Origin of the sequence: Acinetobacter ursingii DSM 16037 = CIP 107286 (assembly GCF_000368825.1) — a bacterium.
Lineage (GTDB): Bacteria > Pseudomonadota > Gammaproteobacteria > Pseudomonadales > Moraxellaceae > Acinetobacter > Acinetobacter ursingii.
Genome location: NZ_KB849716.1, coordinates 338113 through 358113 on the forward strand (window position 1 = coordinate 338113; position 20001 = coordinate 358113).

The 20001-nt window shown below is 40.1% G+C and carries 17 protein-coding genes; 13 read left to right on the forward strand and 4 right to left on the reverse strand.

All coding sequences use genetic code 11. The features are described 5' to 3' along the window. Positions 1 to 165 precede the first annotated feature (165 nt). The 6 genes from ahcY (at position 166) to F944_RS06320 (ending at position 10020) form a co-directional block, all read left to right on the forward strand. Positions 166 to 1548, forward strand: a complete 1383-nt coding sequence (gene ahcY / locus F944_RS06295) for an adenosylhomocysteinase (RefSeq protein ID WP_004988307.1) — start codon at positions 166 to 168, stop codon at positions 1546 to 1548. Between the two features lie 131 nt (positions 1549 to 1679). Further along, entirely contained in the window at positions 1680 to 2516 is an 837-nt protein-coding gene (gene metF, locus F944_RS06300; protein WP_004988310.1) for a methylenetetrahydrofolate reductase [NAD(P)H], read from the forward strand. 22 nt (positions 2517 to 2538) lie between these two features. Further along, positions 2539 to 3264 carry a 16S rRNA (uracil(1498)-N(3))-methyltransferase gene (locus F944_RS06305; RefSeq protein WP_004988312.1) on the forward strand — a complete coding sequence of 242 codons (726 nt, stop codon included), beginning with the start codon at positions 2539 to 2541 and terminating at the stop codon, positions 3262 to 3264. A gap of 149 nt (positions 3265 to 3413) precedes the next feature. After that, positions 3414 to 6275 carry a GGDEF domain-containing phosphodiesterase gene (locus tag F944_RS06310; protein ID WP_004988314.1) on the forward strand — a complete coding sequence of 954 codons (2862 nt, stop codon included), beginning with the start codon at positions 3414 to 3416 and terminating at the stop codon, positions 6273 to 6275. Between the two features lie 144 nt (positions 6276 to 6419). After that, entirely contained in the window at positions 6420 to 8690 is a 2271-nt protein-coding gene (locus tag F944_RS06315) for an NADP-dependent malic enzyme (RefSeq protein ID WP_004988316.1), read from the forward strand. Positions 8691 to 8784: 94 nt separating this feature from the next. Continuing rightward, a complete protein-coding gene (locus F944_RS06320) occupies positions 8785 to 10020 on the forward strand; it encodes a multifunctional CCA addition/repair protein (RefSeq protein ID WP_004988319.1) in 1236 nt (411 codons plus the stop codon). Positions 10021 to 10089: 69 nt separating this feature from the next. Here F944_RS06320 and grxD read toward each other — a convergent pair whose 3' ends face one another. Then, complete coding sequence (gene grxD / locus F944_RS06325) at positions 10090 to 10431, reverse strand: Grx4 family monothiol glutaredoxin (protein WP_004988322.1); 342 nt, start codon at positions 10429 to 10431, stop codon at positions 10090 to 10092. Positions 10432 to 10592: 161 nt separating this feature from the next. Between grxD and F944_RS06330 the strand changes: the two genes are divergently transcribed. Continuing rightward, positions 10593 to 11804: an aspartate aminotransferase family protein gene (locus tag F944_RS06330; RefSeq protein ID WP_004988324.1), complete on the forward strand. Its 1212-nt coding sequence runs from the start codon at positions 10593 to 10595 to the stop codon at positions 11802 to 11804. A 133-nt stretch (positions 11805 to 11937) separates the two neighbouring features. Here F944_RS06330 and F944_RS06335 read toward each other — a convergent pair whose 3' ends face one another. From F944_RS06335 to surE, 3 genes are all read right to left on the reverse strand, one after another. After that, entirely contained in the window at positions 11938 to 12867 is a 930-nt protein-coding gene (locus tag F944_RS06335; RefSeq protein WP_004988328.1) for a LysR family transcriptional regulator, read from the reverse strand. Positions 12868 to 12975: 108 nt separating this feature from the next. Then, complete coding sequence (locus F944_RS06340) at positions 12976 to 13824, reverse strand: peptidoglycan DD-metalloendopeptidase family protein (RefSeq protein WP_004988332.1); 849 nt, start codon at positions 13822 to 13824, stop codon at positions 12976 to 12978. 144 nt (positions 13825 to 13968) lie between these two features. Continuing rightward, positions 13969 to 14736 (reverse strand): 5'/3'-nucleotidase SurE, encoded by a 768-nt coding sequence (gene surE, locus F944_RS06345; RefSeq protein WP_004988335.1) that lies wholly within the window; start codon positions 14734 to 14736, stop codon positions 13969 to 13971. Between the two features lie 101 nt (positions 14737 to 14837). Here surE and F944_RS06350 point away from each other — a divergent pair, with 101 nt between their 5' ends. The 6 genes from F944_RS06350 to mnmA all read left to right on the forward strand — a co-directional run bounded on the left by F944_RS06350 (position 14838) and on the right by mnmA (position 19992). Continuing rightward, entirely contained in the window at positions 14838 to 15212 is a 375-nt protein-coding gene (locus F944_RS06350; protein ID WP_004988337.1) for an MCR_0457 family protein, read from the forward strand. 150 nt (positions 15213 to 15362) lie between these two features. Continuing rightward, positions 15363 to 15764, forward strand: a complete 402-nt coding sequence (locus tag F944_RS06355) for an MCR_0457 family protein (RefSeq protein ID WP_004988340.1) — start codon at positions 15363 to 15365, stop codon at positions 15762 to 15764. A gap of 113 nt (positions 15765 to 15877) precedes the next feature. Continuing rightward, on the forward strand, positions 15878 to 17026 hold the full coding sequence (gene dacC, locus F944_RS06360; RefSeq protein ID WP_004988341.1) for a D-alanyl-D-alanine carboxypeptidase PBP5/6: 1149 nt from the start codon (positions 15878 to 15880) through the stop codon (positions 17024 to 17026). Positions 17027 to 17201: 175 nt separating this feature from the next. Further along, positions 17202 to 17741 (forward strand): gamma carbonic anhydrase family protein, encoded by a 540-nt coding sequence (locus F944_RS06365; RefSeq protein WP_004988343.1) that lies wholly within the window; start codon positions 17202 to 17204, stop codon positions 17739 to 17741. 627 nt (positions 17742 to 18368) lie between these two features. Continuing rightward, complete coding sequence (locus F944_RS06375; RefSeq protein ID WP_004988347.1) at positions 18369 to 18854, forward strand: NUDIX hydrolase; 486 nt, start codon at positions 18369 to 18371, stop codon at positions 18852 to 18854. 4 nt (positions 18855 to 18858) lie between these two features. Beyond that, a complete protein-coding gene (gene mnmA, locus F944_RS06380) occupies positions 18859 to 19992 on the forward strand; it encodes a tRNA 2-thiouridine(34) synthase MnmA (RefSeq protein WP_004988349.1) in 1134 nt (377 codons plus the stop codon). Positions 19993 to 20001 lie beyond the last annotated feature (9 nt).

Below are 20001 nucleotides of genomic sequence, written 5' to 3' on the forward strand. Positions count from 1 at the left end.
GAGGGATGCTGCGACTTTTTCACAAGCTGATTTTTAAAAATAATCATGTGAAATCGCTAGGCTCGACGTCTGAAGCAGCTGAAAACTCAGTTAATCACGCTTCACAGAATAACGGCATCCGCGAACTGAATGATCAATATTTGTTTTTTAAAAAAGGAGATCGTGATGAACGCGGTTAATGCTTCATTTACAGATTATAAAGTTGCTGATATTTCCCTAGCAGACTACGGTCGTAAAGAGATCAAGCTTGCTGAAGCAGAAATGCCAGCTTTGATCGGTTTACGTAAACGTTATTCAGCAGCAAAACCTCTTGCTGGCGCAAAAATCTTGGGTTGTATCCACATGACAATCCAGACTGCGGTTTTGATTGAAACTTTGGTTGAACTTGGCGCTGAAGTTCGCTGGACATCTTGTAACATCTTCTCTACTCAAGACCATGCTGCCGCTGCAATCGCTGCAAGTGGTGTTCCCGTTTTCGCTTGGAAAGGTGAAACTGAAGAAGAATATGTGTGGTGTTTAGAACAACAGATCAATGTCAATGGCAAACCGTGGGATGCCAACATGATCTTGGATGATGGCGGTGATTTAACTGCACTTGTTCATGAAAAATACTCTGCACTTTTAGAAAAGATTCACGGCATTACTGAAGAAACCACCACAGGCGTACAACGTCTACTTGAAATGTGGAAAGATGGTTCGCTTAAAGTTCCTGCAATCAACGTCAATGATTCGATCACGAAATCTAAAAATGACAACAAATACGGTTGCCGCCATTCATTAAATGATGCGATTAAACGTGCAACGGATATGTTACTTTCTGGTCGTCGTGCGCTGGTGATCGGTTATGGTGATGTGGGTAAAGGTTCTGCTCAATCGTTACGTCAGGAAGGTATGATCGTTCGCGTCACTGAAGTTGATCCGATTTGTGCAATGCAAGCCTGCATGGATGGTTACGAAGTTGTATCTCCATACAAAAATGGTGTGCAAACAGGTAAGAAAGAAGACATCAACCACGACTTGTTAGGCAATACTGATCTTGTTGTGACCACAACAGGTAACTATCACGTCTGTGATTCTGCAATGTTAGATAGCTTAAAAGCAGGTGCAGTGGTTTGTAATATTGGTCACTTTGATACCGAAATTGACACCGCTTATTTACGTGGTTACAAATGGGTGGAAGTTAAACCTCAGGTCCACCAAGTGTATCGTTCAGAAGACGAAAGCAATTACTTGATCCTGCTTTCTGAAGGTCGTCTAGTCAATCTTGGCAATGCAACAGGTCATCCATCACGCGTTATGGATGGTTCTTTTGCAAACCAAGTATTAGGTCAAATGCATTTATTTGCTGAAAAATTTGCTGACTTACCATCTGATCAAAAACAAGCAGCGATTCGTGTCGAAGTGCTTCCTAAGAAATTAGATGAAGAAGTTGCTGCTGCAATGGTACTTGGCTTTGGCGGTGTATTAACCCAATTGACTCAAGTACAAGCAGATTACTTAGGCGTTCCTGTTGAAGGTCCATTCAAATCTGACGCTTATAAATACTAAGTTTTAATTTCCTCTCCCTAACCCTCTCCCTAAGGGAGAGGGAATATTCATTACCCGAATGAATATCAAAAAGTCCTCTCCTCTCAGGAGAGGATTTAGGAGAGGTGAAAAGAAATAAAAAAGGATTTGAAATGACGAAACGTGTTCCTATTTCTTTTGAATTTTTCCCGCCAAAAACTGACGCTGGTGCAGAAAAGTTAAAAATTGTTCACCAAGAACTCCAACTACTCAACCCCGAGTTTTTTTCGATTACTTATGGCGCGGGTGGTTCTACGCGTGAACGCACTTTAGCAGCCATCAATGACTTTAATGGTAAAGGCACAGCGGTCGCCCCTCACCTTTCTTGTATCGGCGATGATAAAGGTCGTATTGCTAAACTCCTAGACTTGTATCAATCACAAGGTATTAATCGTATCGTCGCGTTACGTGGTGATTTACCATCAGGTCAAGTTGGACTGGGTGAACTCCCATATGCACAAGACCTAGTACGTTTTATTCGTGAGCATTCAGGCGATCATTTTCATATTGAAGTCGCCGCTTACCCCGAAATGCATCCGCAGGCCGAAACATTTGATGCAGACATCAAGCGTTTTGTCGAGAAAGTTAACGCAGGTGCAAATGCAGGCATTACCCAGTTTTTCTTCAATCCAGATGCCTATTTCTACTTTATTGAACGCCTAGAAAAAGAAGGAATTACGATTCCAATTGCACCCGGGATTATGCCTATTACCAACGCCAGCAACCTCATTCGTTTTGCTGACGGTACAGGCGCTGAAATTCCTCGCTGGATTCGCAAACAACTTGCAGCCTATGGCGATGACAGTGCAAGCATTAAAGCTTTTGGTCATGAAGTTATTGTTAAACTTTGCGAACGTTTAATCGCAGGTGGTGCCCCAACACTTCACTTCTATTCAATGAACCAAACTGAACCTACTCGACAACTCGTTGTTGATCTCGGTTTAAACTAATTTGTACGAGCCTTACCCAATTATGAATCGCTTTTATATTGAAACAGAGTTAGATACCAATCAGTCTATAGAGTTAACTGAGTCAGTATTTCATCATTGGGTTCGTGTGCTTCGTGCAAAAGAGCAAGAGCAAGCCATCTTTTTCAATGGAAAAGGTGGTGAATATCTTGTAACGCTCACTGAAATTAATAAAAAAAATGCATTTGTCTCTGTTGATCACTTTGATCCCACTGATCGAACTCCGCCATTTCAAGTGCTTTTAGGTCAAGTGATGAGTAAAGGTGATCGCATGGATTACGCGATTCAAAAAGCAACCGAACTTGGCGTATCAACGATTCAACTGTTAACCAGCGAACGCTGTGAAATGCGACTTAAATATGAGCGTGACCAAAAGAAAATTGAACATTGGCAATCTGTTGCAATCGCAGCGTGTGAACAATGCGGTATGAACCGTGTTCCTAAAATTCTCGCTCCGATTTCTCTCGATGAATGGTTAGTTTCTGAACTCCCATCTTCTCGTTTTGTTTTAGCACCCAACAAAGACCAAGAAAATGTTTTACTTAATAGTTTATCTGAGATTGCCCTGCTCATTGGTCCAGAAGGTGGGCTCAGCGAAGCAGAAATCCAACAGTCTAATGAAAACGGTTTTCTAAACTGGTGTATTGGGGAAAGAGTTTTACGTACAGAAACAGCACCTGTCGTTGCGCTTTCAATTTTGAACTATCATTTTTTGTCAAAAGCCGACTAATTTAGTCGAAACAAATATTGATTTTCCATGTTAGGTATGACAACGTAAAACGACATTAACAAACACCTTCATTAACATTAAAAAAGTATTCTGATTTTATTTTTGTATTCACTTAATTGTTGTGTGAAATTTAACCGGAACATATTTATATGTCTGAACCACAAGAAACTGAATTGTACGATCATGTCGATACAGCTCATATCAAAAGCTCGATCAGACAGAGTAAAGCCTTACTCATTAATTTATTTTTACTCTGTATTTTTGACTATTTGTTATATCGTTTATTTTATAGTCCTGTTTCTTCTTTGTGTTTTAATATCTGGATTGCTGTTAGCAGTTTATTTTTTATAATTTGTTGGAGCATTTCTGAGTTTTATTTTAAAGAAAATCACTATGGTCTCAACAGCGCTAATCGTTGGATGCAATTTATTTGCTTCGGTAGTGGTGTAGTCATTGGTACAGGCATCTTATTAATCAATTTTAATTTGACATCGCTTAATCCCCCCTTAACAGCAGCTCATGTATTAACCTTAAGTTCAGTCTTATACATGATTACTGGGATTATTTGTCTGACTTATCTCACTCAATCTCTCAGACTTTTTTTTCTGGTTTTTTTACCTACTATTTTGCCTCTGTTTATTTCGCAGTTTGCTCATCCACAAACAGCTTATTCTTTATTTTATGTGGCATATAACTTTATCTTAATCATTTTTGTTTTTAGTGCATTTGCGTCTCATCGTAATAAACGGCGAATGTCGATTTTATTTTTCAAAAATAAAGAACTCAAACTAAATGCCGAAGAGCAAGTTAAATGGACCGATGAACTTTATCAACAGCTACAAGTTGAAATGGATAAATCCAAAGAAATTGAACTACAATTGCAACTGCATAATCAACTCCTTGAGCAAAAAGTCAAAGAAAGAACTTATGATATTGAAAAGATGAACGAAAGATTAGAAAACAACGCCCAAAATTTAAGATTAGCTCATGAAATTGCAGGAATTCGCCCGTGGCACTGGGATATTGAACACCGTAAAATCGAACTGACCACACCAGAACAAGATAGGATTACCAAAGATTGGAAATCACATCAAAGTTATCTTGAAAAAATTATCCATCCTGATGATTTATTGTTTGTCAAAAGAGCACTGTATCGACATTTAAGAGGCTACACATCACGTTTTGATGTGATCATGCGGATTCAATATGACGATCATTGGTACTGGGTGCAGGAAGTCGGTCAGGTGGTTTTGCGCCATCCACAAAGTAACATTCCTTTGCGAATGGTAGGTATTCGACGCGATATCAGCCAAGAGAAAAAAGATCAGGATCGACTCAAACTTGCGGCTAGTGTCGTTCAACAGGCAGCCGAAGGCATATTCGTTCTGGATGAAAATCTATGCTATGTCGATGCCAATCCTTGTTATGAGCAACTCACTGGATTTAAAAAACAGGAAATATTGGGCAAGCATTTATTTGATATTACCCAAAATGATAAATTCCAACAAAAAAACATGCACCTCAATATCACTAAGCAACTCTTACAAAAAGGTGAATTTGATGGTGAATTAAACGAGAATTTTTTATCAGGCAAAGAAGTCTCAATCTGGACGCATATCAATGCTGTTAAAAATGACAATGACCAAATTATTAATTATATCGGCATTGTCTCTGATCAAACTGAGAAAAAACGCCAAGAACAACGTTTATCTTATCTGGAAAATTACGACACACTCACCGATCTGCCAAATCGTTTTTATTATAACTATCAGCTTCATCAGTATTTAGTGAGTCAAAAAGATCCAATTAAACAGTTTGCAGTCATTCGTTTTAATATCGACCGTTTTAGAACATTAAATGAGTTTCTGACCAATAATGGTGGGGATGAGTTATTAAAAAAAGTCGCACAACGTTTGCGTTTAACTACACCTGAAGCACTGTTGGTCGCCCATTTAAATGGCGATGACTTTGCTATTCTTTATGAGATTTCACATATTCGCCCCTCTATCGAACAACATTGTTCTCGTATCTTTGAAAGTTTTATTGAACCTTTTCATGTTCAAGGTCATGACATTGTTGTTACTGTTTCGATGGGTGTCGCCTACTATCCTGAACACGGTCGTCAAATTGACAGTTTAAATAATCATGCTGAACAAGCTTTAAATGATGCTAAACGTTTAGGTGGCAATACCGTTTGTTATTATTCACCTGAAAAATCAGCATTATTAACTCAAGGCGTGAATATTGAACGTGAACTTCGTAATGCCATCAAAAATAATGAATTGGTCGTTTATTATCAGCCAAAAGTCTGCGCACAAAGCCACGATGTTTATGGCTTTGAAGCATTGGCGCGCTGGAATCATCCAACACGTGGATTAATTGGGCCTGACCTCTTTATTCCAATTGCGCAAGAAACCAGCCTTATTTCTGATATTGGTCGATTTGTGATCATGGAAACCGCTAAACAAATCAGGATTTGGGACGATTTAGGTTTTAAAAATATTTGCGTTTCAGTCAATGTCGTCGCCCAGCAGATTCATCGCGGTCAATTGCTCAACGATCTGGATGATGCCATGCAGTATTATCAAATTAACGGTAAAAAATTAGAACTTGAGATTACAGAGTCTTCACTCATGGGCAGCTCTGAAATCGTTCAGGAAATGTTACAGGAAATTAAGCAAAGAGAAATTTTCATTTCGCTGGATGACTTTGGAACCGGTTATTCTTCTTTGGCGTATCTAACCGAATACCCAATTGATATTTTAAAAATTGATCGTAGTTTTATTTCTAAAATTGGAAATCCAAAACAGGAAGCTATCGTAAGCGCCATGATTGCCATGGGCAAAGCCATGAACCTGACTTTAGTGGCTGAAGGTGTCGAAACACAAGAACAGGCTGACTTTTTGAACCAACAAAAATGCGATATTTTGCAGGGCTTTTTATTTTCTAAACCGCTCAATCCTGAAAAGAGTACTGAGTTTTTAAAAACCCACAAATGTGTGGGTGAATAATTTATTCCGCTTTGAAAACCGTGAGTTCTAAGCAAATTGATAGTTTTTGACTGTGCGTAAAGCCCAACTAATGTTATATTCGAACGGCTTTACCCGTTACACCCAAGCATTCACTAGTTAACTCTTGTAACAATCGAGATTCAGATGGACGATCAATCATTAAAACAGGCTGCTTTGTATTATCATGAACATCCTACTCCAGGGAAAATCAGCGTTACACCAAGCAAGCAACTTGTCAATCAGCATGACTTGGCTCTTGCTTATTCTCCGGGAGTTGCAGCTCCATGTTTAGAGATTGAACGCGATCCTTCTACAGCGGCAAAATATACTGCGCGCGGAAATTTGGTCGCAGTGGTCAGTAATGGTACGGCAGTTTTAGGTCTTGGTAATATTGGACCTTTGGCATCTAAGCCTGTTATGGAAGGTAAAGGCGTTCTCTTTAAAAAATTTGCGGGCGTAGACGTTTTTGATATTGAAATTGCAGAAAATGATCCCGATAAAATCGTGGACATTGTTGCTGCTTTAGAACCTACTTTTGGCGGTATTAACCTCGAAGATATCAAAGCCCCAGAATGCTTTTATATAGAGAAAAAACTTCGTGAACGCATGAATATTCCTGTGTTTCATGATGACCAACATGGAACCAGTATTATTGTGGGTTCAGCATTATTAAATGCACTGCAACTGGTCAACAAAAAAATCGAAGACATTAAAATTGTAGCGTCAGGCGCTGGTGCTGCAGCATTATCTTGTCTGGATTTATTATGTGCACTTGGTGTGCGTAAAGAAAACATCACCGTTGCCGATTCACGTGGACTTTTAACCACGTCTCGTGATGGTCTAGATGATTCTAAAAAGCGCTATGTTCAAGATATTCCACAAACCAAACTTCATGAAGTTATGGCGGGTGCGGATATGTTCTTAGGTCTTTCTGCGGCAGGTATTTTGACCAAAGAAATGGTCAAGGAAATGGCAGAAAATCCAATCATCTTTGCATTGGCAAATCCAGATCCTGAAATTTTACCTGAACATGCACACGAAGTTCGTCCTGATGTCATTATGGCGACTGGTCGTTCAGACTATCCAAATCAGGTAAACAATGCACTTTGTTTCCCTTACATTTTCCGTGGGGCACTTGATGTAGGTGCAACCACGATCAATGAAGAAATGAAAATTGCCTGTGTGCATGCCATCGCGCGTATGGCACACGTAGAAGCAGATGCTGCAACCTATGGTGAGAAATCTGCTTCATTTGGTCGTGATTACCTGATTCCTCGTCCATTGGATCAGCGTTTGATTCTTGAAATCGCGCCTGCCGTTGCAAAAGCAGCCATGGATTCAGGTGTTGCCACTCGTCCGATCGAAGATTTTGCAGCATATCGTCAAAAATTGTCTGAGTTTGTCTATAACTCAGCGTTTATGATGAAACCGATTTTCTCTCAAGCAAAAACTGATCCTAAACGTATTGCGTATGCAGAAGGTGAAGATCAACGTGTCCTTCGCGCTGCACAAATCGCAGTAGATGAAGGCATTGCCTTTCCAATTTTGGTCGGTCGTACAGCGGTCATCGAAAACAATATCAAAAAACTAGGCTTACGTTTAGAACATGGCACTAATATTGAGATTGTAGACCAAGAAAAAAATCCGCTCTATGAAGAGTTTTGGAAAGATTATCACCACACCATGCAACGTAAAGGTGTTACAGAGGAATACGCGCAACGTGAAGCACGTCGCCGCTCGACACTGATCGCCGCATTGTTGGTTAAATTTGGCAAAGCGGATGGCATGCTATGTGGTACATATAGTAGTTATGATATCCATCTCGACTTTGTGAGCAATGTCATTGGACTTAAAGAAGGTGTAAACAACTTCTTTACCCTCAATGCATTGATGCTAGAAGATCGTAATCTGTTCATTGCTGATACCTATGTGAATACTAATCCGACCGCAGAGCAATTAGTGGATATGACCATTATGGCTGCTGAAGAAGTTCGCCGTTTTGGTATTACGCCACGTATTGCTTTGCTTTCGCATTCAAGCTTTGGTAGCGACCAGAATGATCCAAGCGCGAAAAAAATGCGTGAAGTTTATCGCTTGTTATCTGAACGCGCGCCTGAGCTAGAAGTTGAAGGTGAAATGCATGGTGATGCAGCACTTGATGAAAGTATTCGTCACTTTGCATTTCCAAATTCGCGTTTCAAAGGTTCTGCAAATCTGTTGATCATGCCGAATCTGGATTCAGCGAATATTTCCTTTAACTTACTGAAAGCCACTTCTGGGAACAATGTCACGATTGGGCCTATTTTACTGGGTGCAGCAAAACCTGTGCATATTTTGACACCAACCGCAACAACACGTCGTGTCTTGAATATGACAGCATTGACTGTCGCAGAAATTCAGCAAAGCGGTGGCTAATTCTTTAAACTTAAGAGATTAGAAAAGCTTAACTTTGTGACTTGAGAAAACCTCTGTTCTGTAGCATCATGAGCTTAAGAACAGAGGTTTTTTCATGCATGTTTATTTAGTAGGCGGTGCCGTACGCGATTTTTTACTTGGGCACCCCTATCACGAAAAAGATTATGTCGTGGTGGGAGCAACACCACAGCAATTGCTTGATCAGGGCTATCAGCCTGTTGGTAAAGATTTTCCTGTATTTCTACATCCACAAACCAAAGATGAATATGCCCTTGCGCGTACCGAACGTAAATCGGGTATCGGCTATCATGGTTTTCAATTTTTTACCGATCCAGACGTCACACTTGAAGATGATTTGATTCGACGTGATCTCACGATTAATGCCATTGCGATGGATGAAACTTCAGGTGAGATTTTTGATCCTTATGGTGGTCGACAAGATCTGGAACTTAAACTGCTACGTCATGTATCCAATGCTTTTTTAGAAGATCCGCTTCGCGTATTACGAGTTGCACGATTTGCAGCACGTTATTTTCAATACGGGTTTAGCATTGCTCCAGAAACATTGAATTTGATGCAACAATTAAGTCAGTCTGGTGAATTAGATGCGCTCACACCTGAACGTGTCTGGAAAGAAACCTCCAGAGCCTTGATGGAAACTCATGCCAATGTATATTTTGAAGTTTTACATCAATGTGGCGCACTAAAAGTTTTATTTCCAGAAATCGAAGCTTTATTTGGTGTACCACAACGCCCTGAATACCATCCTGAAATTGACTGTGGCATTCATACCTTGATGGCCTTGCAACAAGCGTGTAATGCCCATTACTCACTTGATGTACGCTATGCGGTTTTAGTACATGACTTGGGTAAAGCACTTACGCCTATTGATGAACTTCCACGTCATATCATGCACGAAGAACGTGGTGTTGCACCTGTTCAAGATTTATCTGATCGATTAAAAGTTCCAACACAACTTAAACAATTGGCAGTTTCAGTCTGTAAAGAACATTTAAAATGTCATCAGGCTATGACCTTAAAACCAGGAACCCTATGGCGTTTACTGCAACGTTTGGATGTTCTAAGACGTCCTGAACGAGTTGAAGCGTTTATTCAAGCCTGTGAATGTGATGCACGCGGTCGATTAGGTTTAGAAGATCGTGCGTATCCACAAGCAGAATATATGCGTAAAGCCATGCATATTGTCCGTTCAATTAAAGCTTCAGATTTGCCTGAAGATATTCATGGCGCAGAGATTGGTGAAATGCTCATTCAATATCGAATTGATGCTTTGGCTGATCTCAAACAGCAACATGAGAATAACGTTTAGATTGCACGGTATAAAATTGCATAAAAAAAACCTGAGAAAATCTCAGGTTTTTTTTATCAATGGCTTAAATTAAGCTTCTGGCGCTGGGCTATATTGCTCAATTAAAGGTTTTAACTCACCATTTTGGAACATTTCCAGCATGATATCGCTACCACCGACCAACTCACCATTGACCCAAAGCTGTGGGAAAGTCGGCCAATTCGCAATTTGTGGCAGTGTTGCACGAATATCTGGATTTTCCAGAATATTCACATAGGCAAATGGACGACCAATTTGACTGAGTGCTTCAACCGCACGCGCAGAGAACCCACATTGTGGAAACTGCGGAGTGCCTTTCATATAAAGTAAAACCGAGTGCTTAGCAATTTGATCGCGAATCAGTGCTTCGGTGTCACGTGCTTGTTCAGTCATAGATAAATCCTCAACTATTCTGCGACTATTATACCTAAAACCAGTGTGTTTGTTAGGATAGAACATGATAATTCTATTTTAATTTCGTTTAGCCCTTTCATTCTGCGGTTGTTTTTGCTTATATAAACCCTTTCCTTTTATTCAACAGATAAGAGTTCGTCATGAATCACATTACTCTCGCCCCTGTACAACCTGATCAACCTTCACATTTGATGGCAACCTATGGCCGCCAAGCGATCAGTTTTGTACGAGGACGAGGTTCTTATCTTTATACAGAAGATGGCACAGAATATCTGGATGCTCTCACAGGTATAGCCGTTTGTGGCTTAGGTCATTCGCATCCTGTTATTGCAGAAGCGATTGCTGAACAGGCAGCCACTTTAATTCATACCAGCAACCTATTTGAAATCCCGTGGCAAACTGCTGCGGCACAAAAACTGGCCGAAGTTTCAGGCATGCAGGAAGTTTTCTTTTCCAATAGCGGCGCTGAAGCTAACGAAGGCGCAATTAAAATTGCACGCAAGTACGCCAGCCAACAAGGCATTCAAAATCCTAAAATCGTCGTTGCTGAAAAATCTTTTCATGGGCGTACATTGGCGACGCTATCTGCAACAGGTAACAGTAAAGTTCAGGAAGGCTTTTTTCCTCTAGTTGAAGGATTTATTCGTGTGCCTTTCGGAGATTTGGAAGCATTGCAGGAAGTTGCTTTGCAACATCCCGATATTGTCGCGATTTTGATTGAACCGATTCAAGGTGAAGGTGGGATCAATACTGCACCGCAGGGTTTTAGCTATCTAGAAGATGTTCGCGCTCTATGTAATCAGCATAATTGGCTCATGATGCTAGATGAAATCCAAACTGGAAATGGTCGTACAGGTCAATATTTTGCATATCAACATACCAATATTGTTCCAGATGTTTTAACGACTGCTAAAGGTTTGGGAAATGGCTTTCCTATTGGCGCTGTAATGACTCAAGCCAAAGCGGTAGGCATACTCGGGCCAGGTAGCCATGGTTCAACCTATGGTGGAACTGTGCTAGGTTCACGTGTGGTTTATACGGTGATTGATACGATTCAGAAAGAGAATGCAGTAGAAAATGCTGCAAAAGTGGGAAGCTACATTGTCGAGCAGTTACGTGGGCAACTTTCTGGTTTAAATGTCGAAGTGCGTGGTTTTGGGATGATGATTGGTGTTGAATTACCAAAAGCCTGCCCTGAAATGGTCGCTATCGCACGTGAAGAATATAAATTGATTGTCAATGTTACCGCGGGTTCTGTAGTACGTTTACTGCCCCCTCTAAATATGACTCAAGAACAAGCTGATGATTTATTATCGCGTTTAGTTCCAGCCATTAAGCAATTTTTAGCTTAAGTTTTAAGTTAAAAGCGTCTGTTTGAAAGCCACAATCATGTTGTGGCTTTTTTATCGACATTAAAAAATAAAAAATCGAGCTATTGGCATAACTCGATTTTTTACCTGCTGTATTTACGGATATACGATGCGTTTAAGAGGCTTCCTGAAAAGTTCGTCCACCGGGTAACTGGCTAAAATACTGCTTTAACGCATCCAGACAACGATGAATCTTCATCGGCTGTTGTTCACGCTTAGACGTAATTGCATACAGTGTAAAAGCGGGTAGATTCCAATCTGGTAAGACTTCAACCAAAGAACCATTTACAAGCTCTTTTTGTACATCCAAGTACAGAATTCTGGTTAAACCATGCCCTTGTTGACATAAAGATTTCGCGACAAAAACATTATTCGTTTGTAGACGAGTTTTCATGTCTATCGTTACGGACTCACCATTTGTAGCATGCTGAAATGAAAAGTGCTGGTAATTATTCATTAGATTTACAGGAATCAGATCATGATTCTTTAAATCTTCAGGACGCGAAATGGGGGCTGATTGATTCAAATAGCTCGGTGAAGCGACCAAAACCTGATCGACACGTGCCATTGGAATAATGGTTAAGTTTTGATCCTCAATTTTTGGGCTCATACGAATGGCAATATCAATGCGCCCTTCGATAAGATCAATATATCGATGATCTGCTTCAAAATTTACAGATAGTCCACGATGTGCAGACATCCAGTGAGATAAAGCTGGGACAACATGTAAGGCGCCTAATTCGGGAGTGGTTGCAATACGCAAATCTCCAACCAAATCATCTCGCAATTCATTAATACGAATCTTGCCACGTTCCGCAGCAGCTAGCATTTCCTGGCAACTGTGGAAAAAAGCTTGTCCAGCCTCAGTTAAGCTTAATTTACGGGTAGAACGGTGAAGAAGTGTTACTTCCATGTCCTGCTCTAGAGACCGAATCTGTTGACTCACTGCACTGGTGGTAATACCCAGATCACGGGCGGCACCACTAAACGAACTTTTCTCTACAACACAAGCAAACACTCCCATTGCTCGAAGTTGATCTAACATAAATTTCCCTCTAAACTTATGAGATGCAGTTATCATTATTTGATAAAGGCATCTCATTGTATTATACGGAGAAATTTAGCTTTTGCATTATTTAATTTCAACTTTCAACTAGTTCATTGGGATAATATTTGCAGGATTAATGGGTTTACCATCTAAGCGAATTTGGAACTCTAACATGACGCGATTGGTGCCAGATGAGCCCATTTCCGCAATTTTTTGTCCTGCTGTGACGTTATCGCCACTTTTAACCAGCATTTTACTGTTATGCGCATAAGCCGTAATGTAGCCATCAATATGTTTGATCAACACTAAATTACCGTACTCTTTAAGTCCATCCGCAGCATAGACAACTTGTCCATTTGCCGCTGCATAAATTGGGTCACCTAGATTTCCACCATAGCGTAGACCTTTTACATTTGTTGCTGGATTAAATTGCTGAATCACGGGTCCAGCCGATGGTTTTACCCAACGTAAACTGGTTGAAGTTGGCGTTGCTGTAATAACGGGTGCTGTTGTTACAGGTGCAACAGCTGGAGTGACTGAACGAGATGTCGTCTGTGTGGTCGTCGATGGTGTTGTAGGCAGTGCAATCGTTTGACGTTGTATTGGTGCAGCTTGGGTAATAGGTTGCGTCGTCGTGGTACGTTTGGCTGCTGAACCTTTTAAACGTAAGGACTGGTTGACATAAATTCGATATGGTGGCGCGATATCATTTAATTGTGCAATATTGATGTAATTCAAACCATAACGCGCAGCAATTCCACTCAAGGTATCTCCTGAGCGCACCGTATAATAATCCGGTGAATTCATTACACGGGTTGAATTTGAAATTTGCGGCTTAGAAGCGCAACCTGTTATTGCAAGTGCGGAGACAACCGCCACAGACATCATTATTTTTTTTAGAAATCTATGGCTTGAAATAAACGCGATTTCACTTTCATGTCGAAGCAATGGCATCGATCTCCCTCTCTCATCAATATAAAACAACAGACATTTGCGCTAAGAGTACCAAAAAAGGACGAAGACGCACGTTCATCGTCCTAATTTTCACAAAGTTATAACATTCTGCACTGTTTAACGATGGGTTTATTTTCAAATAGATCAAGATAATGATTTTTGCAAATCTTCAAGTATTGCATAGTTAGTAGCATCCATCTGAATAGGCGTAATGCTGACATAACCATTGGCAACTGCAAAAAAATCGGACTGGGCATGGCTAGGCGTTCTTTTAGGATCTGTCACCGCTTCACCAGCGAGTCCAATCCAGTACACTTGCCGACCACGCGGATCAACATGGCTCGTAATTGGCTTAGACTGTGCACGAAGCCCCTGATATGTGATCTTTTCACCCATAAGTTTCGGCACATCTGGAATATTAATATTCAAAATATGACGAGGCGGTAACTGTGGTAAGCCTCGCGCGATAAAATCATGTACCCATTGAGCGGCAACTGCATAATCATCTGCATGTTCATAAGACCGCACATTGCTACCCGCCAGAGACACAGCAATTGCAGGCTGTTTCATTAAACGTCCTTCAAATGCAGCACCGACTGTACCTGAATAAAGCACATCATCACCGAGATTTGCCCCGCTATTAATGCCACTCACAACCAGATCAAATTCAAAATCGAACAAACCATTCATGGAAAGATAGACACAATCCGCCGGTGTACCATTGACTGCCCAGACATCCTGCGCAATTGGAATGGGGCGTAAAGGACGATCTAAGGTCAACGCACTAGAAAATCCACTTCGCTCACTTTCTGGAGCGACCACAACAACACGACCTAAGGGTTTTAAAGCTTGCGCAAGCGCCTGAATGCCGGGTGCAAAGACACCATCATCGTTGGCTATAAGAATATTCACAAAACACGATCTCGATAAATGACTGATGAGGTTATTCAATTGAAATATTCATTGAATTATATATATTTAGCGACTAAATTCATTAATAATTTTGTGAAACCATGAGAACGTCATTTATATCACGCTTTTGTTTATTTACTTTAACGGCAATCACATTTAGTCAAATGGCATTTGCAAATGAAGCATTGTCTCAGGCAGAACGTAATGCTTTAGTCAAAGAAGATATTGCAGGAACACAAGTTTTAAGTGAAGTTTGCCCTACTCTGATTGGGAAAAATGCGACATTTGAGCAAAATATTCAAAAATTGATTCAAACTAATCTAAAAGCCTATTCGGGTCAAAATATGACGTTTGCAGCATTACAAAATGATGCTGAATATAAATCTCTATTGGCTGACGCACATCAAACACTCAAAGAAACTTCGACTGATGAACAAAAAACAGTATGTGAAGATGTTTTAAGTTATCAAGAATAAGTTGTCGATCTGGTCAAATTTTGGTTCTAAATAATTCAATTACTTAGAACCTAGTTCTGCATAAGTTCTACAGCAAAGATACAAATTAAAACTGCTTTTCATGCTATAAGTGATTCAAATTCTTTAAGTCTTATTTGAGTTTGAGTTTTTATGAAAAAAAATGTGTTTAAAATAGCTGGATTATCATTTCTCCTCGCTTCTAGCGTTTTCACCAGCACTGCCTTTGCCAAAGACAAAAAAGCTGAATCTGAACAAATTGAAGTTACTCCAACTTCTGATAACGTTACCCCTCAAGAACTTGCGGCAATTTATGTCTTGTCTGAGGTATGTCCAAGCCTGATTGGTAAGGATTTAAAGTTTAATAAAGCTTATGAAAACTTGGTCAAAGCTTATTTGAACAATGAACCAAACGCTGTTGAGGTTTTAAAGAAACGTGCTAAAAGCAAAGAATTTCAACCTGCTTTGAAAGAAGCTCGTGCAGATGCCAAAAAAGCATCTGATGATGACAATCGTCAAATTTGCGATGATGTCCGTAATTATTATTCGAAATAACTGATTATTTACAATATGTATGAAATAAGCCGACTTTTAACGTAGAAGTCGGCTTGGCTTTATCCTAAAATGCTAGGCTCGTCTGCTTCACACAAGTTATCGGAACGCCTAGAATGATTCAAAAAAGCACCTTTGCTGCACTTATACTCTTACCATCATTTACCTATGCAGCAACTGTTTTATCCTCACCCCCAGAATTAAATAATAAATCTTATGTCTTAATGGATTATGAGACGGGGCAAATTCTCGCATCGAAGAATGAAAACGAACATCTTGCCCCTGCCTCAATGACCAAAATGATGACCAGTTATATCATTGAGCAAAAACTTTTAAAGGGTGAATTGACTGAAAATGAAAGCGTTCGCATGAACGAATCCGCATGGTGTCGTGGCAGCAGTGCAGAATCGTGTATGTACGTTCCTTTAAATGGTACAGCGACCGTTCTGGAAATGTTACGCGGTATTATTGTGCAATCGGGTAACGATGCTTCTGTTGCAATGGCTGAACATATTGCAGGTAACGAAGGAACGTTTGCCCACATGATGAATCAGGAAGCTAAGCGTATTGGCATGTCCAATACTCACTTTATTAACTCAACAGGGATGCCTGCTGACGGTCATTATTCTTCTGCAAAGGATATGGCGCTTCTTGCACAACATATTATCAAAGACAGTTCAAAATATTACCCGATTTATTCTGAAAAAGAATTTACCTTTAATGGAATCAAACAAGGTAACCGTAATGCGTTACTTTATACAGATCCAAGCGTTGATGGTTTAAAAACAGGTCATACCAACGAAGCTGGTTTTTGTATGACCACATCAAGTAAGCGCGGTCCTATGCGTTTAATCTCTGTGATCTTTGGCACACCAAGCATGAATGAACGTGCTTCTCAAACACGTACATTATTGGCTTGGGGTTTTTCTAACTTTGAAACCGTCAATGTTCAACCTGCAAATCAAGTTTTAGCAAAAGCTAAAGTCTGGTTTGGTAAGGAAGATGAAGTTCAAATTGGTCTAGCTGAAAACTTCAATGTTACTATGCCGAAAGGTCAAGCGGATAACATCAAAACTCAACTGGTGATTCAGCCTAAACTGAATGCGCCTTTGGCGAAAGGTCAAGTGGTAGGTAAATTGGTGGCAAGTCTTGATGGTAAAGTCATTGCTGAAAAACCACTTGTGGCTTTAAAGCCTGTAGAAGAAGCAGGTTTCTTCGCGCGTATGATCGATCATATCAAAATGTTTTTTAGTAACTTATTTTAATCATGTTTAAAAGACTTCATTCATCAGGCCCTTTTATTTCTGCCTCTGGGAGAAAAATAAAGAGAGTTTAAACAATGGTGAAAGAAGTCTAAAGTCAGTCATTTGAGCATTCAGGCACTTAGTCTGAATGCTTTTTTATTTTATAATTCCCTAATCTTTGACTTTGAAGCTCACCATGACCCAAAACATTCGACCTTATTTAGATCAATATCCACAAATTGATGAGAGTTGTTATATCGATGAAATGTCTGTGGTGGTTGGAGATGTTCAATTGGCTGAAAATGTTTCTGTCTGGCCTTTCGCGGTGATTCGTGGTGATGTTAATCATATTCGCATTGGTAAAAACAGCAATGTGCAAGATCACTCCATGCTACATGTGACACATAAGCAAACTGGCAAACCTGAAGGCTCTCCTTTAATTATTGGTGAAGATGTCACCGTTGGTCATCATGTGACTTTACATGGTTGTACAATTGGCAATCGTGTTTTGATTGGTATTAATACCGTTATTTTAGACGATGTCATTGTTGAAGATGATGTGATGATTGGTGCAGGTAGTTTGGTTCCACCGCGTAAAGTTCTAGAAAGTGGATACTTATATGTCGGAAGTCCTGTTCAGAAAGTACGGCCTTTAACCGATAAAGAAAAAGCCTTTTTACCTTATTCAGCACAGAATTATGTGAAGGTGAAAAATAATTATTTGAAGGAATTATAGTCAATGAGAACACGCCGAGATACCCCTATTTTTTTAATTTATCTCGATAATGTCGTGCCTTATTATTATTTCTATCTCATTCCATTGATGATTGCGCTGATCTTTGTGAGTTTCGATTTTAATTTTTCTGGATTACTCCACACCACTATGGTGACGAAGCTTTCAAACCAGCACAAATTTCTGAATGACTTTTTCGCAATATGTACATTGATTACACTAATTCTTTGTTTTTTTAATTATTTAGTCATTACACTCAACGCTATACAACGAAAAAATCTGAGATTGTACTATTCCAAATTTAATCCTAAGTACCGCGTTTTTTTTGGCATTTTAGGAATTATCTTTTTCTTATTTATACTGTTTTTTATGTGCTTAAGCTGGTTTTTACTTGATGATCGTATGCCAGACTTTTCAAAAAAAGGCGCATACTTCACTTATTTAAGGCAATTTTCACACCCTTATATCAGTGCAATCATCATGAGTTTACAATACCTTCTGTGTGTGTTTTTTGCACTGTACTTTCTTTTCATTCTCAATGTCCGTAAGTATTGTCGCCAATAGTAGATGCAGCCTAGCCACCACGCCCCAAATTTTGTATCATACTGCTTTTAAATCAGGGTGCTTTTTATGACCACTTGGACACCGCACGTTACCGTTGCCACAGTTGTTGAAAAAGATGGTCGCTTTCTATTTGTTGAAGAACATAGCGAAGGCGTGACCCATACCGTATTCAACCAACCTGCGGGTCATGTTGAATCTGGTGAAACCCTGATCCAAGCTGCGATTCGTGAAACTCTTGAAGAAACAGGCCATACGGTTGAAATTGATGCCTTGCTTGGCATATATACTTATACACCACCGATGTTTCCAGATCGGACCTATTACCGTTTTTGCTTTTTAGCGCAAAGTGTCAATGTTGACCTAAATGCGACATTAGATACAGGTATTGTCCGCGCTGTCTGGATGAATCTGGATGAATTGCAGGAAACAGCTCGCGCACGTAGTCCGTTGGTCACCAAAGCCATTCAAGATGCTTTAAGCGGTCAACGCTTTCCTTTATCGCTCATTTATGAGCACCACTCTCCTTCTTTCACTTCAAATCTGGATGCTTAATCCTATGTCACAACGCGTCATCGTCGGGATGTCTGGTGGAGTCGATTCATCGGTTTCTGCTGCACTTTTACTTCAACAAGGATATCAGGTTGAAGGTCTTTTCATGAAAAACTGGGAAGAAGATGATGGAACGAAATACTGTACAGCACTAGAAGATTTGGCAGATGCCCAAGCGGTTGCCGATAAAATTGGTATTAAGCTCCATACGGCTAACTTTGCCATGGAATATTGGGATCGTGTGTTTGAGCATTTTCTTGCTGAATACGCTGCGGGACGTACCCCAAATCCAGATATCCTCTGTAATAAAGAAATTAAATTCCGAGCATTTTTAGATCATGCGATGACCTTAGGTGCAGACTTTATTGCCACAGGTCATTACGCACGTCGTGGTGAAAGTCTGCAAAACTCACGTGGTGAAAGTTATGCACCTTTATTACGTGGCGTCGACAATAATAAAGATCAGACCTATTTTCTGCATGCGGTTCATGGTCGAGAAATTAATAAGACCTTATTTCCTGTGGGCGAAATTGAAAAACCAGAAGTGCGTAAAATCGCGGAACAACTTGATTTAGCAACAGCCAAGAAAAAAGACTCGACTGGTATTTGTTTTATTGGTGAACGTCGCTTTAATGATTTTCTTAAACAATATTTACCTGCTCAACCCGGAAAAATTGTTTTGGATAATGGTCAAGAGGTTGGTGAACATCACGGCTTAATGTACTATACGCTGGGTCAACGTGGTGGTATTGGTTTAGGTGGTTTGAAGAATGCACCTGAAGGCGCATGGTTTGTACTACATAAAGATATCGCCAATAATCGACTGGTGATTGGTCAGGGTCATGAACATCCGCTTATGCAAAGCACACAGCTTTGGAGTGAGTCGATTGACTGGGTGGCAGGTGAGCAAGAGATCCCGACTTCGGGTTTTCGATGTACAGCCAAAACCCGTTATCGTCAACCTGATCAGGCGTGTACCATTTATCGTGATGAAAATACTGAAAATGGTATTCGTGTTGAGTTTGATCAACCGCAGCGAGCGGTCACGCCAGGACAAAGCGTTGTATTTTACGCCGATGAGATCTGTTTAGGTGGCGGTGTAATCTTGAACACCAATGCACCCAAACCCGATTTTATTTAAAGTATATAT

Coding starts and splice junctions, on each gene's coding strand:
- F944_RS06320 (WP_004988319.1), top strand. CDS start 8,785: ATGCATGTTTATTTAGTAGGCGGTGCCGTACGCGATTTTTTACTTGGG.
- dacC (WP_004988341.1), top strand. CDS start 15,878: ATGATTCAAAAAAGCACCTTTGCTGCACTTATACTCTTACCATCATTT.
- metF (WP_004988310.1), top strand. CDS start 1,680: ATGACGAAACGTGTTCCTATTTCTTTTGAATTTTTCCCGCCAAAAACT.
- grxD (WP_004988322.1), bottom strand. CDS start 10,431: ATGACTGAACAAGCACGTGACACCGAAGCACTGATTCGCGATCAAATT.
- F944_RS06330 (WP_004988324.1), top strand. CDS start 10,593: ATGAATCACATTACTCTCGCCCCTGTACAACCTGATCAACCTTCACAT.
- ahcY (WP_004988307.1), top strand. CDS start 166: ATGAACGCGGTTAATGCTTCATTTACAGATTATAAAGTTGCTGATATT.
- F944_RS06310 (WP_004988314.1), top strand. CDS start 3,414: ATGTCTGAACCACAAGAAACTGAATTGTACGATCATGTCGATACAGCT.
- F944_RS06340 (WP_004988332.1), bottom strand. CDS start 13,824: ATGCCATTGCTTCGACATGAAAGTGAAATCGCGTTTATTTCAAGCCAT.
- F944_RS06375 (WP_004988347.1), top strand. CDS start 18,369: ATGACCACTTGGACACCGCACGTTACCGTTGCCACAGTTGTTGAAAAA.
- F944_RS06355 (WP_004988340.1), top strand. CDS start 15,363: ATGAAAAAAAATGTGTTTAAAATAGCTGGATTATCATTTCTCCTCGCT.
- F944_RS06350 (WP_004988337.1), top strand. CDS start 14,838: ATGAGAACGTCATTTATATCACGCTTTTGTTTATTTACTTTAACGGCA.
- F944_RS06315 (WP_004988316.1), top strand. CDS start 6,420: ATGGACGATCAATCATTAAAACAGGCTGCTTTGTATTATCATGAACAT.
- F944_RS06365 (WP_004988343.1), top strand. CDS start 17,202: ATGACCCAAAACATTCGACCTTATTTAGATCAATATCCACAAATTGAT.
- mnmA (WP_004988349.1), top strand. CDS start 18,859: ATGTCACAACGCGTCATCGTCGGGATGTCTGGTGGAGTCGATTCATCG.
- F944_RS06305 (WP_004988312.1), top strand. CDS start 2,539: ATGAATCGCTTTTATATTGAAACAGAGTTAGATACCAATCAGTCTATA.
- F944_RS06335 (WP_004988328.1), bottom strand. CDS start 12,867: ATGTTAGATCAACTTCGAGCAATGGGAGTGTTTGCTTGTGTTGTAGAG.